The organism is Enterobacter cloacae complex sp. AR_0002, from assembly GCF_001922365.1.
GTDB classification, from domain to species: Bacteria; Pseudomonadota; Gammaproteobacteria; order Enterobacterales; family Enterobacteriaceae; genus Enterobacter; species Enterobacter hormaechei_C.
Window position 1 is genome coordinate 498,687 of sequence record NZ_CP018814.1, and the last position, 17,321, is coordinate 516,007.

The following is a 17,321-nucleotide window of genomic DNA, read 5'->3' on the forward strand; positions in this document are numbered from 1 at the left end:
CCTGTGTTTATCCGTCGACACAGGCGGTGTACGTCATAACGTGCGTGAATCATTATCAGAAGTCTCATCATGCTGAAATTTCGAGTGTCACTCCTTAGTCTTGCGCTGCTGTTGGGCGTCTCCGCTACCGCGCCAGCCATCGCCAAAACGACCGCAGTCGCCACCGCTGCTGCGCAACCCCAGATTGCGTCCGGCAGCGCGATGATCGTTGACCTGAATACCAACAAGGTGATCTACGCCAGTCATCCGGATCTGGTGCGCCCGATCGCTTCCATAACCAAAGTCATGACCGCGATGGTGGTGCTTGATGCACGACTGCCGCTGGACGAAAAGCTAAAAGTGGATATCAGCCACACGCCAGAGATGAAAGGGATCTACTCTCGCGTGCGTCTGAAAAGTGAAATCAGCCGTAAAAATATGCTGCTGTTGGCGCTGATGTCCTCAGAGAACCGCGCGGCGGCGAGCCTTGCCCACCATTATCCTGGCGGTTACGACGCGTTTATCCGCGCGATGAATGCCAAAGCCAAAGCGCTGGGGATGAAAAATACCCATTTCGTGGAGCCAACCGGTCTGTCGATCCATAACGTCTCGACGGCGCGTGATTTAACAAAGCTGCTGATCGCCAGTAAGCAATACCCGCTGATTGGTCAGCTCAGCACCACGCGTGAGGAGATGGCGACATTCTCGAACCCGGCGTATACGCTGCCGTTCCGCAACACTAACCATCTGGTGTATCGCGATAACTGGAATATTCAGTTAACCAAGACCGGATTCACCAATGCGGCAGGACACTGCCTGGTGATGCGCACCGTATTTAACGGTAAGCCAGTGGCGCTGGTGGTGATGGACGCCTTCGGCAAATATACCCACTTCGCGGATGCCAGCCGCCTGCGTACCTGGATTGAAACCGGGAAAGTGCAGCCGGTGCCGGCTTCAGCGCTGGCGTATAAAAAGCAGAAAGCGGAACAGATGGCGACGGCGCAGAACGATTAGGAAAAAGCAAAACGGTAACGCATGTTACCGTTTTTTATGTTTTCTCCCTCTCCCTGTGGGAGAGGGCCGGGGTGAGGGCACCAGACCGCACTGCGTTTATTCCGGCAGCGTCCAGTCCCCGTCGTTGAGCGGGCGCTGCATCATCACCGTGTCCCGCCAGTCGCCTTTTTTATATCCCACACTTCTGAGCTGACCCACAATTTCGAAACCGTGCTTTTTATGCAGCCGCAACGACCCGGGGTTATTTTGCCCGTCGCCGACCACGGCAATCATCTGCCGCCACGGTCCTTGTTCACAACGGGCGATCAGTGCCTGGAGTAAGGCCGAGCCAAACCCGCGGCCGGTGGTGCTGGCATCCACATAAATGGATTCTTCAAGGGTATAGCGATAAGCCTGGCGTGGACGATAAAACGTGGCGTAGCAGTAGCCGACAACAATGCCGCGATACAGCGCAACCAGCCACGGTAAACCGCTGTCGGTCACGCTCTTCATCCGCTGACGCATCTCATCGACGGTGGGGGGAACTTCCTCGAAGGACGCACGGCCATGAAGTACATGCCAGGCGTATATCGCCGAGATGGCATGCGCATCGTCAGGAAGGGCGTCGCGCACCTCGATTTCAGTTTCGGGGAAAGTTTCTACAGCCGACATGTTCTGCCCGCTCCTTGTTTGGAAAGCCAGAGAAACGTTTCTCTGGCAACAGGCAGATACTCTAGTACGTTTGAGGAGAGCTTAACAATCTCTTAAATTTGGCTATATGAGTTCATCAGAGGCTTGCGTATTGTGCTGCTCTGATTCGGCACTCTCTTTCCAGTATTTCTTCCGCGTTGTCTTACCAATGCCGGGGTTCATACTGTTTGTAGGGTCATTTTTGCGATAAAACTGTTTAAGCGTCTCCGGCGCTTTATACAGGTGTCCCACGTTGTGCTCGGCAGGATATTGCGCGCCACGCTCGTGCAGCAGCGCCAGCATCTGTTCTTTCAGCGCGTGTGCATCAACCCCTTTTTTCACGATGTAATCCTGGTGGAAGACATAGCACATAAAGTGGCCGTAATAGAGCTTATGCACCAGCTTGCTGTCGATCTCCGGCGGCAGATGTTCAAACCACTCGGTATCGTTGCGACGCAGTGCGATATCCAGCGCCAGAATATCCTCCACTTCTTCGGAATGCACCGCCTGATAACGGATAGCGGCACCCGCCGCGGCGAAACGATGCAGGAAGGCTTTGCTGCCTTCTTCCGGCGTGCAGGCAAAGAAATCCCCGTCGGCGGTTTTGAAGAATTCGGTGAGCCAGCTCTGCGCTTCGTCAATTCCGTCCCCGGCCATTTTCAGCAGCAGATGGTGCTCATACTTGTCGCGCCAGGTCTTCATCCGCTCCGGTAAATGCGCCGGGAAGACGTTGCCCAGCTTCTGCATAAAGCGGTCGGTGAAGTGCGGCTTGAAGAGCGACACTTTCTCCAGCATCGCATCGGTGCGGCCCTTCATGGTGAAGAAGAACGGCATTTTGTCGGTGCCGAGCTTGTCGATCATCAGGAAGGTATCTTTGCCGTAGCGCTCGGCGATGTCGTAAATGTCCCGGTGCATATACTCGCCCGCCACCGGCAGGTGAGTGAACTCGGCCAGAATATGACGGCGGATCTCCGTCAGCACCTCCGGCTGATTGGTGCCGATGTAAAACACCTGCTGCTTTTTCTCTGCCGGGAAGGTATCGAGGCGCACCGCAAAAACGGCCAGCTTGCCCGCGCAGCCGGAGGATTCAAACAGGCGATCCGGATCGGCGTTATAGCGCGCCGGTGTATCGGCATTGATATCGCGCACGCGGGTGATGTAATCGTGGTCATGCGCGTGACGGCCATCGTGCTGAACGTCTTCGTCCTTCACGCGGTCATCGTCAAGTTTGCTGAGGATCTGCTCTGGCGTTACGCCCAGATCGATCCCCAAATGGTTAACCAGCGTCAGCTTGCCGTTTTCATCGATACGGGCAAACAGCGACATCTCCGTGTAGGCCGGGCCGCGCTGCACCAGCGAGCCGCCGGAGTTATTGCAGATCCCGCCGATCACCGAGGCACCAATGCACGACGAGCCGATCACCGAGTGCGGTTCGCGACCCAGCGGCTTAAGCGCCTTTTCCAGCGAGTAGAGCGTGGTGCCGGGGAAGGCGAGTACCTGTTCGCCCTTGTCCAGCAGGTGCAGTTTGTCGAGGCGCAGGGTGCTGATAATCACGATGTCACGATCGTAATCGTTGCCGTTCGGCGTGGAGCCTTCAGTCAGGCCGGTGTTAGCAGCCTGCATTAAAATAATCTTGTCTGCCGCAACGCAGGCGCTGAGCACGCGCCACAGTTCGAGCAACGTACCGGGGAAGACCACCGCCAGTGCCTCGCCCTGACCGGAGCGGAAGCCCTTGCGGTAGCGGGCGGTTTTAGCCGGGTCGGTAAGCAGGTGAGAGTGACCAACCAGGCGCGACAGTTCGTTAATAAATGTAGTGTTATCGTCAGTTCGAACAGAAGACATCTTCCACTCCTTGTGGTGGGGCAAATTTCTCGCTGTAAAGCATAGCGCGATTAGCCGTTGAGCGGTCGGGTATTCATGAGAAAAATCAGAGAATAACCCTGCAAGGTTTTCAGGCTTTGTGGCACACTGCGCTTTTCGCACGGTCTGGCCGGGTGCTTCCCGCGGTTATTGATGAGAGAGAATAACAACATGAAATGGCTATGTTCTGTAGGTGTCGCCGTCAGCCTGGCGCTGCAACCTGCGCTGGCAGAGGATTTGTTTGGTAATCACCCGCTCACGCCCGAAGCCCGCGACGCCTTTGTCACGGATTTACTCAAAAAGATGACGGTCGATGAGAAAATCGGCCAGCTGCGCCTGATCAGCGTCGGCCCGGATAACCCGAAAGAAGCCATTCGCGAGATGATCAAAGACGGGCAGGTAGGAGCCATTTTTAACACCGTTACCCGCCAGGATATCCGCAAGATGCAGGATCAGGTGATGGAGCTGAGCCGCCTGAAAATCCCACTGTTCTTCGCTTATGACGTGGTGCACGGCCAGCGTACCGTCTTCCCGATTAGCCTCGGCTTAGCCTCCTCCTTTAACCTCGATGCGGTGAAAACCGTCGGGCGCGTATCGGCATATGAAGCCGCAGACGACGGCCTGAACATGACCTGGGCGCCGATGGTTGACGTCTCCCGCGATCCGCGCTGGGGCCGCGCTTCGGAGGGCTTTGGAGAAGACACGTATTTAACCGCCACGATGGGCAAAACCATGGTGGAAGCGATGCAGGGCAAAAGCCCGGCAGATCGTTACTCGGTGATGACCAGCGTCAAGCACTTCGCCGCCTACGGCGCGGTGGAGGGCGGTAAAGAGTACAACACCGTCGACATGAGCCCGCAGCGCCTGTTTAACGACTACATGCCGCCATACAAGGCAGGGCTGGACGCGGGCAGCGGGGCGGTGATGGTAGCGCTGAACTCGCTGAACGGCACGCCTGCCACCTCCGATTCGTGGCTGCTGAAAGACGTGTTGCGCGACCAGTGGGGCTTCAAGGGCATCACCGTTTCTGACCACGGCGCGATTAAAGAGCTGATCAAACACGGCACGGCGTCTGACCCGGAAGATGCGGTACGCGTGGCGCTTAAGTCCGGCATCAACATGAGCATGAGCGACGAGTACTACAGCAAATACCTGCCGGGGCTGGTGAAGAGCGGCAAGGTGACGATGGCGGAGCTGGACGATGCCGCTCGCCACGTGCTGAACGTGAAATATGACATGGGACTGTTTAACGATCCTTACAGCCATCTGGGGCCGAAGGATTCAGACCCGGCGGACACCAACGCCGAAAGCCGTCTGCACCGTAAAGAAGCCCGGGAAGTAGCTCGCGAAAGCCTGGTGCTGTTGAAAAACCGTCTCGACACGCTGCCGCTGAAAAAAACCGGCACCATTGCCGTGGTCGGTCCGCTGGCCGACAGCAAGCGCGACGTCATGGGCAGCTGGTCCGCCGCAGGCGTGGCGGATCAGTCCGTTACGGTGCTGACCGGCATTAAGAGCGCCGTGGGTGATAACGCAAAAGTGGTTTACGCCAAAGGTGCGAACGTCACCGACGATAAAGACATCGTGACCTTCCTCAACCAGTATGAGGAAGCGGTGAAGGTGGATGCGCGCACGCCGAAAGAGATGCTCGACGAAGCGGTTAAAGCCGCGAAGCAGTCCGACGTGGTGGTCGCCGTGGTGGGTGAAGCGCAGGGGATGGCGCACGAAGCCTCCAGCCGTACCGATATTACCATTCCGCAGAGCCAGCGCGATCTGATCGCGGCCCTGAAAGCCACCGGCAAGCCGCTGGTGCTGGTGCTGATGAACGGGCGCCCGCTGGCGCTGGTGAAAGAAGATCAGCAGGCTGACGCCATTCTGGAAACCTGGTTCGCCGGTACCGAAGGCGGTAACGCCATTGCCGACGTGCTGTTTGGCGATTACAACCCGTCCGGCAAGCTGCCGATGTCCTTCCCGCGCTCCGTCGGGCAGATCCCGGTTTACTACAGCCACCTGAACACTGGTCGTCCGTATAACGCCGACAAGCCGAACAAGTACACGTCCCGTTACTTCGACGAAGCTAACGGCCCGCTCTATCCGTTTGGCTATGGCCTGAGTTACACCACCTTCAAGGTGTCTGACGTCAAAATGTCGGCGCCGACCCTGAAGCGTGACGGCAAAGTGACCGCCAGCGTAGAGGTGACCAACAGCGGCAAACGCGAAGGCGCGACGGTGATCCAGATGTACGTTCAGGACGTCACGGCCTCCATGAGCCGTCCGGTGAAACAGCTGCGCGGCTTCGAAAAGGTCAACCTGAAACCGGGCGAAACCAGAACGGTCAGCTTCCCGATTGACGTAAATGCGCTGAAGTTCTGGAATCAGCAGATGAAATACGATGCTGAGCCTGGCAAATTCAACGTCTTCATCGGCGTGGATTCCGCCCGCGTGAACAAAGCCGAGTTCGAACTGCAATAATCTTACCTTTCTCCCTTTCCCCCGCCTGGCGGGGGATGCCTCTCATCTTGTACGAAAAACGGTTAAATTCACTGTTTTAAGCTACGCTTTTCTCTCAAGCCTATGAAAAAGGCCACAAAATAATGAGGAAAGCAGAATGACGATGATTAAGGGGATAACAGGGTCGGCGGTGCTTCTGGCGGCGCTGAGCCTGCCGTTACAGGCCGCAGAGCCGGTTAAGGTGGGTTCCAAAATTGATACCGAGGGCGCGTTGCTCGGTAATATCATTTTGCAGGTACTCGAAAGTCACGGCGTGAAAACGGTCAATAAAGTACAGCTTGGCACCACGCCTGTCGTGCGCGGTGCCATCACTTCCGGCGAGCTGGATATCTACCCGGAATACACCGGCAACGGGGCATTCTTCTTCAAGGATGAAAACGATCCGGCCTGGAAAAATGCCAAAGCCGGGTACGAAAAAGTCAAAAAGCTGGACGCAGAAAAAAATAAGCTGGTCTGGCTAACGCCGGCACCGGCCAACAACACCTGGACCATCGCGGTGCGCAAAGATATCGCCGAGAAAGGCAAGCTCACCTCGCTTGACGATCTCAGCCGCTACCTGAAAGAGAAGGGCGAGTTTAAGCTCGCGGCCTCGGCAGAGTTTATCGAGCGCGCTGATGCCCTGCCAGCGTTTGAAAAAGCCTATGATTTCAAGCTCGATCAGGCACAGCTGCTCTCTCTGGCAGGCGGCGACACGGCAGTGACCATTAAGGCGGCGGCGCAGCAAACCTCCGGCGTCAACGCGGCGATGGCCTACGGCACAGACGGCCCGGTCGCGGCGCTTGGCCTGCAAACCCTGACCGACCCGAAAGGCGTTCAGCCTATTTACGCCCCAACCCCGGTCGTGCGCGAGGCGGTGCTGAAAGCCTACCCGGATATTGCGGAATGGCTCAAACCGGTATTTGAAAAACTGGATGCGAAAACGCTGCAACAGCTGAATGCCAGCATTGCCGTTGAGGGGCTGGATGCCAAAAAAGTGGCTGCCGACTTCCTGAAACAACAAGGGCTTGTGAAGTAACGGGATAAGGCTGTGCCAATAAAATGCCATAACCGCGTCCTGCTGCTGTTGGCCTGTGTGGCCATCGCGGCGGTCGCGTTACCTTTTGTGAATGTCGCGCCAAACCGTCTGGTGTCGGGCGAACCGCGCGCGCTCTGGCAGATCTGGGCATTTACGCCGCTGCTGCTGGGCGCGGCGCTGGCGAGTACTGTTGCTTTAGCCTTCTGGCCGGGGCGAACCGCCCTGTGGCTGACGTTTTTGCTCAGCGAAGCGCTGTTTATCGTACTGTTCTGGAGCGCGGGACAGGCGGCAACGCAGATGGCCGCGGTTGAAAGCCCGCTGGCGCGCACGTCGGTTGGTAGCGGGCTGTGGCTGTGGCTGGCACTTTGTCTGCTGGTCTGTAGCGATGCCATTCGCCGTCTGACGCCGCAACCCGTCTGGCGCTGGCTGCTGAACGCGCAATTCTGGGTTATCCCTCTGCTGATCCTCTTCAGCGGCGATCTGAATCAGCTCTCGCTGTTAAAAGAGTACGTCAACCGCCAGGAGGTATTTGACAACGCGCTGGCGCAACATCTGACGATCCTGTTCGGGACGCTGATCCCGGCGCTGCTGCTGGGCGTGCCGCTGGGCATGTGGTGCTACCGACATACCAGCCGCCAGGGCGCCGTCTTTACCGTGCTCAACGTTATTCAGACCATCCCCTCCGTCGCCCTGTTTGGCCTGCTGATTGCCCCCCTCGCCGGTCTGGTGAAATCCTTCCCTGCGTTGGCTGCGGCAGGCATTGCCGGAACCGGGCTGACGCCAGCGCTGATTGCCCTTGTGCTGTATGCGCTGCTGCCGCTGGTGCGCGGCGTGGTGGCGGGGTTAAGCCAGGTTCCGCCCGACGTGCTGGAAAGCGCCCATGCGATGGGGATGAGCGCGCGCCAGTGTTTCTGGAAAATACAGCTGCCGCTTGCGCTTCCGCTGCTGGTTCGCAGCCTGCGGGTGGTGACAGTGCAAACCGTGGGGATGGCGGTGATTGCCGCGCTGATCGGGGCGGGCGGCTTTGGGGCACTGGTCTTCCAGGGGCTGCTCAGTAGCGCGCTGGATCTGGTGTTGCTGGGCGTCGTGCCCACAATTGCGCTGGCGGTCGTACTGGATGCCCTGTTTGCCCTGTGGCTCGCGCTGCTCAGGAGAAGAGCCAATGATTGAATTTCATGATGTGAGTAAAACCTTTGCGGGCCGTCCGGCGGCAAGCCACCTTAATCTGCATTTTGCCGAGGGGGCGTTCTCGGTATTGATCGGGACATCGGGGTCGGGAAAATCCACGACGCTGAAGATGATCAATCGGCTGGTGGAACACGACAGCGGGACGATTCGCTTTGCCGGAGAGGAGATCCGCAGCCTGCCGGTGCTGGAGCTGCGGCGGCGTATGGGCTACGCCATTCAGTCCATCGGCCTGTTTCCCCACTGGACGGTGGCGCAGAACATTGCCACCGTGCCACAGCTGGAAAAATGGTCCCGGGGGAAGATCAATGAGCGTGTCGACGAACTGATGGCGCTGCTGGGCCTGGACGCGTCGCTTCGTAACCGCTATCCGCACCAGCTTTCCGGCGGACAGCAGCAGCGGGTCGGGGTGGCGCGCGCGCTGGCCGCTAACCCGCAGGTACTGCTGATGGATGAGCCCTTCGGCGCACTGGATCCGGTCACCCGCGGCGCACTTCAGGCCGAGATGAGCCGCATCCACCGTATTCTCGGGCGCACCATCGTGCTGGTGACGCATGATATCGACGAAGCACTGCGGCTGGCCGATCGTCTGGTACTGATGGATCACGGCGAAGTCGTCCAGCAGGGTACGCCGCTTGAGCTGTTAACCTCGCCGGCGAATGATTTTGTGCGTGAATTTTTTGGCCGCAGCGAGCTGGGCGTCAGGCTGCTCTCGCTGCGCACCGTCAGGGACTATCTGCGTCCGCAGGATGCGCAAATCGGTGGTGAACCGCTGCACGATGGGATGAGCCTGCGCGATGCCCTGTCGGCGTTTGTCGCCCGGCAGTGTGAGGTGTTACCCGTTTCGGACGGGCAGGGGACACCATGCGGGACGATCCATTTTCGCGATCTGCTGGCGGGGGAGGTGACGCGTGAAGTGGGTCCGTGATCCGTTACTCTGGCTGACAGGGCTGTTTATCGCCTTACTCTACCTGATGCCGCACAGCGCGGCGCTGTTTAATGCGCTTATTCCCGGGCTGCCACGTCCGGTATACCAGCAGGAGAGCTTTGTTAATCTCACCCTGGCGCACTTCTGGCTGGTGGCGGTGTCAAGCGTGATTGCTATCGTGCTGGGCACAGGCGCCGGTATTGCGGTGACGCGGCCTGCGGGCAGGGAGTTCCGTCCGCTGGTGGAGACCATCGCCGCAACGGGGCAGACCTTCCCGCCGGTGGCCGTGCTGGCGATTGCCGTGCCGGCGATCGGTTTTGGGCAGGAGCCTGCCATCATTGCGCTGATTTTGTACGGCGTGTTGCCCATTCTGCAAGGGACGCTGGCAGGGATTGCGGCGGTGCCTGCATCGGTGCTGAGCGTAGCGGAAGGAATGGGGATGAGCGCCTGGCAGCGGCTGGTGAAGGTCGAACTGCCGCTGGCCGCTCCGGTGATTATCGCTGGCGTGCGAACGTCCGTGATAATCAACATTGGTACGGCAACCATCGCCTCGACGGTCGGAGCCAATACGCTGGGAACGCCGATCATTATCGGGTTAAGCGGGTTTAATACGGCTTACATTATTCAGGGGGCGATTCTGGTTGCGCTGGCGGCAATTGTGGTGGATCGCCTGTTTGAACGCCTGGCCGGATACCTCAGCCAACACCGCCGCGAACAATAAATGAATAACCTGCAAGCATAACGCCACCGATACCGCTGACAGCCATCAGTGCAAAAAGGGTAATTACGGCCAGTTTCGTTGCCTTCATCATGTGCTCCTGTTGTTAACGGAACAATTATACGGTGAAGCGCAGCTGTTAATGAACCATTAAATGCCGTTACGACGCATTTGGACCCAGTGAGTAAACGGGATAACCATGTTCGCGCCACTCCGTAAGGAGCTGCTGCTGGGAAGCGGAGGGGACTTCGCCGCACCAGACCAGCAGCGTCTGTCCCTCAAACAGTTCCGGCCTGAGCTGGGCCAGGGAGTGGGCAAGCACGTCAACGCGCCAGCCCTGCTGGGTGGCAATCCAGGCTTCGAGCCACAGCCGGGTGGTATCGTGTACGTTCCAGCCGATCACCAGTGCATCTTTGCTGTTTTTATTCCGCGCTGAGGCAAGACAGACGGAAATATAGTTAATCAGCACGCCATCAAGCATGCTGAGCAGCGCCTGTAAGGTGGTTTGCTGACACTGAAGCCGACGCCGTAGGGGAATAAAAAGATGAGTGATCAGGGTTTGCGCCGGGTAGTCTCGACCCTGTTCTTTGATCCAGCCGCGCAGACGCTGCAAATTGCCACTCTGCAACAGCCTCAGCAGGGTTTCCTGCTGCTCGCGCCAGAGATGCTGCGTATCAGGATCGTCCTGGCTTAGAAGCGATTTTACCTTGCCGACCTGTACGCCGTTGTCGATCCAGCTTTTTATCTCGCGGATCCGGTCAATATCCGCATCGTTAAACAGGCGGTGCCCGCCGTCCGTTCTTTGCGGCTTAAGCAATCCATACCGTCGCTGCCACGCCCGTAGCGTAACGGGATTGATATCACACAGGAGTGCCACTTCACCTATTGTGTAAAGCGCCATTTTCGCCCCCAGGCTTGCGCGTCCCCAGTTTAACTGTAGACCCACTTTGCGGAACCAGGAAGATTTGATTCTTTTTTGTACAAATTATACGAAAGAAAGGTTATCTCCGGCAAAAGGTGTGATGACGGACACGATTTATCGCTTTTTTGGCACGTTTCAAAGAAAGTTAACCGCTATCAGTGTATGTTACGCGTTTTTAGAATGTGCGGTTTGTGAGTATGTACGAGTTTAATCTGGTGCTGCTGTTGCTTCAGCAGATGTGCGTGTTTCTTGTCATCGCCTGGTTGATGAGCAAAACGCGTCTGTTCATTCCGCTGATGCAGGTCACCGTCCGTCTGCCGCACAAATTCCTCTGCTACGTCGTATTTTCCATATTCTGCATTATGGGGACCTGGTTTGGTCTCCATATTGAGGATTCCATCGCCAATACGCGCGCCATCGGCGCGGTAATGGGCGGGCTGCTCGGAGGCCCGGTCGTGGGCGGTCTGGTGGGGTTAACCGGCGGCCTGCACCGCTATTCGATGGGCGGTATGACGGCGCTAAGCTGCATGATCTCCACCATCGTCGAAGGGCTGCTCGGTGGTCTCGTCCACAGCTATATGATTAAGCGCGGACGCCCGGATAAAGTGTTCAGTCCCTTTACCGCAGGGGCGATTACCTTCGTGGCGGAAATGGCGCAGATGGCGATCATCCTGCTGATCGCGCGCCCGTTTGAGGATGCGTTACATCTGGTCAGCAGCATTGCCGCACCGATGATGGTCACCAATACCGTAGGTGCGGCGCTGTTTATGCGCATTCTGCTCGACAAACGCGCCATGTTCGAAAAATACACCTCGGCATTTTCTGCCACCGCCTTAAAAGTTGCGGCGTCGACGGAAGGGATCCTGAGGCGGGGATTCAACGAGGAGAACAGCATGAAGGTGGCGCAGGTGCTGTATAAAGAGCTGGATATCGGGGCCGTGGCGATTACCGATCGCGAAAAGCTGCTGGCGTTTACCGGCACCGGCGACGACCACCATCTGCCGGGCAAACCGATCTCATCGGCCTATACCCTGCGCGCTATTGAAACGGGTGAAGTGGTGTATGCCGACGGAAATGAAGTGCCGTACCGCTGTTCCCTGCATCCGCAGTGCAAACTCGGCTCTACGTTGGTCATTCCCCTGCGGGGCGAAAATCAGCGCGTTATGGGCACCATTAAGCTTTACGAAGCCAAAAACCGCCTGTTCAGCTCCATCAACCGCACGCTGGGGGAGGGGATCGCCCAGCTGCTTTCGGCGCAAATCCTGGCGGGGCAGTATGAACGGCAAAAAGCGCTGCTGACGCAGTCAGAAATTAAGCTCCTGCACGCTCAGGTGAATCCGCATTTCCTGTTTAACGCGCTTAATACGCTGAAGGCGGTGATCCGCCGCGACAGCGATCAGGCCGCGCAGCTGGTGCAATTTCTGTCGACCTTTTTCCGCAAAAATTTGAAGCGTCCCTCGGAGATCGTCACCCTCGCGGACGAGATTGAGCACGTAAACGCCTATCTGCAAATTGAAAAAGCGCGCTTCCAGTCACGTTTACAGGTGTCGTTATCCGTCCCGGATGAGCTGGCGTATCAGCATCTTCCGGCCTTTACCCTGCAACCGATTGTAGAGAACGCCATTAAGCATGGGACCTCGCAGCTGCTGGGTACCGGAGAAATCATGATTTCCGCTTCCCGTTTTAACCACCATCTGGTGCTGGATATCGAAGACAACGCGGGGCTGTATGAAGCTTCCGCGTCAGGCGGTCTGGGCATGAGCCTGGTGGATAAACGCCTGCGCGCGCATTTTGGTGACGACTGCGGTATCACCGTTGCCTGTGAGCCAGACCGCTATACCCGAATTACCTTACGATTGCCGCTGGAGGAGAACGCATGTTAAGAGTGCTGATTGTTGATGATGAGCCGTTAGCACGGGAAAACCTGCGTGTCCTGTTGCAGGAGCAGAGTGATATCGAGGTTGTGGGGGAATGTGCCAATGCCATTGAAGGCATCGGTGCGGTGCATAAACTGCGCCCTGACGTGTTGTTCCTCGATATTCAGATGCCGCGCATCAGCGGGCTGGAGATGGTCGGCATGCTCGACCCGGAGCACCGTCCCTATATCGTCTTTCTGACGGCCTTTGATGAGTACGCGGTAAAGGCGTTTGAAGAGCACGCGTTTGATTATCTGCTGAAACCGATTGAAGAGAAACGGCTTGAAAAGACCCTGACCCGTCTGCGCCAGGAGCGTACCGCGCAGGACGTGACGCTGCTGCCGGAGCATCAGCAGCCCCTGAAGTTTATCCCCTGTACCGGGCACAGCCGGATTTACCTCCTGCAAATGGACGACGTTGCTTTTGTCAGCAGCCGTCTGAGCGGGGTATACGTCACCAGCGCCGAAGGCAACGAAGGCTTTACCGAGCTGACCTTGCGCACGCTGGAGAGCCGCACGCCGCTGATCCGCTGCCATCGTCAGTATCTGGTGAATATGGCGCACCTGAAGGAGATCCGCCTGGAAGATAACGGCCAGGCCGAGCTGGTGTTACGTGCCGGGCAAACCGTTCCCGTCAGTCGTCGCTACCTGAAAAGTTTGAAAGAGGCGATAGGGCTGTAAAACTGATACACTGCGCGCCATTGCATCATCGACATTCGAAGGCTCTATGCTAAGTAACGATATTCTTCGTAGCCTGCGCTACACCCTGAAAGCGAACAATAATGACATGGTGCGCATTCTTGCGCTCTCCGACATGGAATCCACGTCCGCCGGGTTCGACACCTGGATGACTAAAGAAGATGAAGAGGGTTTTGTTCGCTGCCCGGACATCATTCTGTCGGGCTTTCTGAACGGCCTGATCTACGACAAGCGCGGCAAAGATGAATCTGCTCCTGAGCTGGCGCTGGAGCGTCGGGTGAATAACAACACGGTGCTGAAAAAACTGCGTATTGCTTTCTGCCTGAAAACTGACGACATTCTGGCGATCATGACCGAGCAGAAATTTCGCGTGTCGATGCCGGAAATCACCGCCATGATGCGCGCGCCGGATCATAAGAATTACCGCGAGTGTGGGGATCAATTTCTGCGTTATTTCCTGCGTGGGTTGACGCAGCGGGTGCATAACCAGAAGGGGTGATTTTTAGCCGGATGGCGGCTTCGCCTGACCCGGCCTACAAAACCCGTCGGCCCGTGCAAGCGTAGCGCCGCCAGGCAAAAAAAAGCCGGATTCTCATCCGGCTTTTTTATTACTTCACCTGCTGACCCGGCTTCGCGCCTTCGTCAGGGCTTAACAGGAAGATGTCTTTTCCGCCCGGGCCTGCGGCCATCACCATCCCTTCGGAGATGCCGAAGCGCATTTTACGTGGCGCCAGGTTTGCCACCATCACGGTCTGACGACCGATCAGCACCTGCGGATCAGGGTACGCGGAACGAATGCCGGAGAAGACGTTACGTTTCTCGCCGCCCAGATCCAGCGTCAGACGCAGCAGTTTGTCAGAGCCTTCCACGAACTCCGCGTTTTCGATCAGCGCCACGCGCAGGTCGACTTTAGCGAAATCATCAAAGGTGATGGTCTCCTGAATCGGATCGTCCGCCAGCGGGCCGGTCACCGGTGCGGCAGCCGCTTTCACCTCTTCTTTGGATGCTTCCACCAGGGCTTCAACCTGCTTCATCTCGATGCGGTTGTACAGCGCTTTAAAGGTGTTCACCTTGTGGCCGAGCAGCGGCTGCTGGATGGCATCCCAGGTCAGTTCGGTGTTCAGGAATGCTTCCGCGCGGGCTGCCAGCTGCGGCAGAACCGGCTTCAGCCAGGTCATCAGCACGCGGAACATGTTCAGACCCATGGTGCAGATCGCCTGCAAGTCGGCGTCGCGACCTTCCTGTTTCGCCACCACCCACGGCGCCTGCTCGTCCACATAGCGGTTGGCCACGTCTGCCAGCGCCATGATTTCGCGAATGGCTTTACCGAATTCACGGCTTTCCCAGGCTTCGCCAACCGCAGCGGCGGCGTCGGTGAAGGTTTTATACAGCTCAGGATCGGCCAGTTCGGCAGAAAGCACGCCGTCAAAGCGTTTGGCGATAAAACCTGCGTTACGTGACGCCAGGTTCACCACCTTGTTGACGATGTCCGCGTTCACGCGCTGCACGAAATCTTCCAGGTTCAGGTCGATATCGTCGATGCGGGAAGAGAGCTTCGCGGTGTAGTAGTAGCGCAGGCTGTCCGCGTCGAAGTGGTTCAGCCAGGTGCTGGCCTTAATAAACGTCCCGCGAGATTTAGACATCTTCGCGCCGTTCACCGTTACGTAGCCATGTACGAACAGGTTGGTCGGCTTGCGGAAGTTGCTGCCTTCCAGCATTGCTGGCCAGAACAGGCTGTGGAAGTAAACGATGTCTTTACCGATGAAGTGATACAGCTCGGCATCGGAATCTTTCTTCCAGTATTCGTCGAAGCTTACGGTGTCGCCGCGCTTGTCACACAGATTCTTGAAGGAGCCCATGTAGCCAATCGGCGCATCCAGCCAGACGTAGAAATATTTGCCCGGCGCGTTCGGGATTTCGAAGCCAAAGTATGGCGCATCGCGGGAGATATCCCATTGTTGCAGACCGGATTCGAACCACTCCTGCATTTTGTTCGCGACCTGCTCCTGCAATGCACCGCTGCGGGTCCACGCCTTCAGCATTTCGCTGAACGACGGCAGGTCGAAGAAGAAGTGCTCGGAGTCACGCATCACCGGCGTCGCGCCGGAAACCACGGATTTCGGTTCGATAAGCTCGGTGGGGCTGTAGGTCGCGCCGCACACTTCGCAGTTATCGCCGTACTGGTCCGGGGATTTACATTTCGGACAGGTGCCTTTAACGAAACGGTCCGGCAGGAACATGCCTTTTTCCGGATCGTACAGCTGAGAAATGGTGCGGTTTTTAATGAAACCGTTCTCTTTCAGACGGGTGTAGATCAGCTCCGACAGCTCGCGGTTTTCGTCGCTGTGTGTGGAGTGATAGTTGTCATAGCTGATGTCAAAGCCAGCAAAATCGGTCTGATGCTCCTGACTCATTTCGGCGATCATCTGTTCCGGGGAAATGCCCAGCTGCTGCGCTTTCAGCATGATCGGCGTGCCGTGGGCATCGTCCGCACAGATAAAGTTCACCTCGTGGCCGCGCATTCGCTGGTAACGGACCCAGACATCAGCCTGGATATGCTCCAGCATGTGGCCGAGGTGGATTGAGCCGTTGGCGTACGGCAGGGCGCACGTTACCAGAATTTTTTTCGCGACTTGAGTCATAGTAGGCATTACTTCTTTTAACTGTGAAAAGGGTTTTCGATATTACCAAAAGGGGCATTATTAAGTAAGCACAAACCGCGGCCTTTCAGGTAAACTTGTTTGTCTAAGGTCTTATTCACAAGAACAAAGGAGTCGGGATGAGTTCTCAATCCCAGGCCAAATCACCGGAAGCCTTACGAGCAATGGTCGCCGGGACGCTGGCTAATTTTCAGCATCCAACCCTGAAGCACAATCTCACGACGCTGAAAGCGCTTCATCACGTCGCATGGCTGGACGATACGCTGCACATCGAGCTACAGATGCCGTTCGTCTGGACCAGCGCCTTTGATGCCCTGAAAGAGCAAACCAGCTCTGAGCTGCTGCGCATTACCGGCGCAAAAGCAATTGACTGGAAGCTAAGCCACAGCATCGCCACGCTCAAGCGCGTGAAAAATCAGCCGGGCGTTAACGGCGTGAAGAACATCATCGCCGTCAGCTCTGGCAAGGGCGGGGTGGGTAAATCATCTACCGCCGTGAATCTGGCGCTTGCACTGGCGGCAGAAGGGGCGAAGGTCGGCATTCTGGATGCGGATATCTATGGCCCGTCCATTCCAAACATGCTGGGGGCGGAAAACCAGCGTCCAACTTCGCCGGACGGCACCCACATGGCGCCAATCGTGGCGCACGGTCTGGCGACCAACTCCATTGGATATCTGGTTACTGACGATAACGCGATGGTCTGGCGTGGCCCGATGGCCAGCAAAGCGCTGCTGCAAATGTTGCAGGAGACAATGTGGCCTGACCTCGATTATCTGGTGCTGGACATGCCGCCGGGCACCGGTGATATCCAGCTGACGCTGGCGCAGAACATTCCGGTTACCGGCGCCGTCGTAGTCACCACGCCGCAGGATATCGCGCTGATCGACGCCAAAAAAGGCATCGTCATGTTCGAGAAGGTAGAGGTGCCGGTACTGGGTATCGTCGAGAACATGAGCATGCATATTTGCAGCAACTGCGGGCACCATGAGCCCATCTTTGGTACCGGCGGTGCGGAGAAGCTGGCTGCGCAGTATCACACCCAGCTGCTGGGGCAGATGCCGCTGCATATTTCCTTGCGTGAAGACCTGGACAGCGGGAAACCAACGGTGGTCAGCCGCCCGGACAGCGAATTTGCCCAGATGTATCGCCAGCTTGCAGGGCGCGTTGCGGCGCAGCTCTACTGGCAGGGGGAAGTGATCCCGGGTGAAATCGCCTTCCGCGCGGTGTAACGCCTCTGCGCGTTAGTGCC

Annotated in this window: 15 protein-coding genes; 10 read left to right on the forward strand and 5 right to left on the reverse strand. The window is 57.3% G+C overall.

Going from position 1 to position 17,321, the window contains the following annotated elements:
* The first annotated feature begins 69 nt into the window (after positions 1–69).
* Positions 70–993 carry a D-alanyl-D-alanine endopeptidase gene (gene pbpG, locus AM329_RS02540; RefSeq protein WP_003859292.1) on the forward strand — a complete coding sequence of 308 codons (924 nt, stop codon included), beginning with the start codon at positions 70–72 and terminating at the stop codon, positions 991–993.
* Positions 994–1,089: 96 nt separating this feature from the next.
* Here the strand turns inward: pbpG and AM329_RS02545 are convergent, their stop codons facing one another.
* Together AM329_RS02545 and dld are read right to left on the reverse strand one after the other, a co-directional pair.
* Complete coding sequence (locus AM329_RS02545; RefSeq protein ID WP_003859289.1) at positions 1,090–1,644, reverse strand: GNAT family N-acetyltransferase; 555 nt, start codon at positions 1,642–1,644, stop codon at positions 1,090–1,092.
* A 102-nt stretch (positions 1,645–1,746) separates the two neighbouring features.
* Positions 1,747–3,504 (reverse strand): D-lactate dehydrogenase, encoded by a 1,758-nt coding sequence (gene dld / locus AM329_RS02550; protein ID WP_003859288.1) that lies wholly within the window; start codon positions 3,502–3,504, stop codon positions 1,747–1,749.
* Positions 3,505–3,693: 189 nt separating this feature from the next.
* Between dld and bglX the strand changes: the two genes are divergently transcribed.
* The 5 genes from bglX to AM329_RS02575 all read left to right on the forward strand — a co-directional run bounded on the left by bglX (position 3,694) and on the right by AM329_RS02575 (position 9,879).
* Complete coding sequence (gene bglX, locus AM329_RS02555; protein WP_023324962.1) at positions 3,694–5,991, forward strand: beta-glucosidase BglX; 2,298 nt, start codon at positions 3,694–3,696, stop codon at positions 5,989–5,991.
* Positions 5,992–6,127: 136 nt separating this feature from the next.
* Positions 6,128–7,045, forward strand: coding sequence for an ABC transporter substrate-binding protein (locus AM329_RS02560; RefSeq protein ID WP_003859284.1), 918 nt, complete (start codon positions 6,128–6,130; stop codon positions 7,043–7,045).
* A gap of 12 nt (positions 7,046–7,057) precedes the next feature.
* Complete coding sequence (locus tag AM329_RS02565; protein WP_003859282.1) at positions 7,058–8,215, forward strand: ABC transporter permease; 1,158 nt, start codon at positions 7,058–7,060, stop codon at positions 8,213–8,215.
* Positions 8,208–9,158, forward strand: a complete 951-nt coding sequence (locus AM329_RS02570) for an ABC transporter ATP-binding protein (RefSeq protein ID WP_003859280.1) — start codon at positions 8,208–8,210, stop codon at positions 9,156–9,158. Before AM329_RS02565 ends, AM329_RS02570 begins: the two co-directional genes overlap by 8 nt.
* Entirely contained in the window at positions 9,142–9,879 is a 738-nt protein-coding gene (locus AM329_RS02575; protein WP_003859277.1) for an ABC transporter permease, read from the forward strand. Before AM329_RS02570 ends, AM329_RS02575 begins: the two co-directional genes overlap by 17 nt.
* Here AM329_RS02575 and AM329_RS02580 read toward each other — a convergent pair.
* Complete coding sequence (locus AM329_RS02580) at positions 9,854–9,967, reverse strand: protein YohO (protein ID WP_022648678.1); 114 nt, start codon at positions 9,965–9,967, stop codon at positions 9,854–9,856. The genes AM329_RS02575 and AM329_RS02580 overlap by 26 nt on opposite strands.
* Positions 9,968–10,036: 69 nt before the next feature.
* Positions 10,037–10,777 carry an HTH-type transcriptional regulator MlrA gene (mlrA, locus tag AM329_RS02585; protein ID WP_003859273.1) on the reverse strand — a complete coding sequence of 247 codons (741 nt, stop codon included), beginning with the start codon at positions 10,775–10,777 and terminating at the stop codon, positions 10,037–10,039.
* 218 nt (positions 10,778–10,995) lie between these two features.
* Between mlrA and AM329_RS02590 the strand changes: the two genes are divergently transcribed.
* Genes AM329_RS02590 through AM329_RS02600 form a run of 3 tightly spaced genes read left to right on the forward strand, consistent with a single transcriptional unit; the run spans position 10,996 to position 13,911 of the window.
* Entirely contained in the window at positions 10,996–12,681 is a 1,686-nt protein-coding gene (locus tag AM329_RS02590) for a sensor histidine kinase (RefSeq protein WP_075155255.1), read from the forward strand.
* Entirely contained in the window at positions 12,675–13,394 is a 720-nt protein-coding gene (btsR, locus tag AM329_RS02595) for a two-component system response regulator BtsR (protein ID WP_022648676.1), read from the forward strand. Before AM329_RS02590 ends, btsR begins: the two co-directional genes overlap by 7 nt.
* Before the next feature lie 46 nt (positions 13,395–13,440).
* The gene (locus tag AM329_RS02600) at positions 13,441–13,911 is read left to right on the forward strand and encodes a DUF1456 family protein (protein WP_003859267.1); all 471 of its coding nucleotides are present in this window, start codon (positions 13,441–13,443) and stop codon (positions 13,909–13,911) included.
* Positions 13,912–14,020: 109 nt separating this feature from the next.
* Here AM329_RS02600 and metG read toward each other — a convergent pair whose 3' ends face one another.
* On the reverse strand, positions 14,021–16,054 hold the full coding sequence (gene metG / locus AM329_RS02605; RefSeq protein ID WP_023324959.1) for a methionine--tRNA ligase: 2,034 nt from the start codon (positions 16,052–16,054) through the stop codon (positions 14,021–14,023).
* A gap of 137 nt (positions 16,055–16,191) precedes the next feature.
* Between metG and apbC the strand changes: the two genes are divergently transcribed.
* Positions 16,192–17,301: an iron-sulfur cluster carrier protein ApbC gene (apbC, locus tag AM329_RS02610; protein ID WP_003859263.1), complete on the forward strand. Its 1,110-nt coding sequence runs from the start codon at positions 16,192–16,194 to the stop codon at positions 17,299–17,301.
* Positions 17,302–17,321 lie beyond the last annotated feature (20 nt).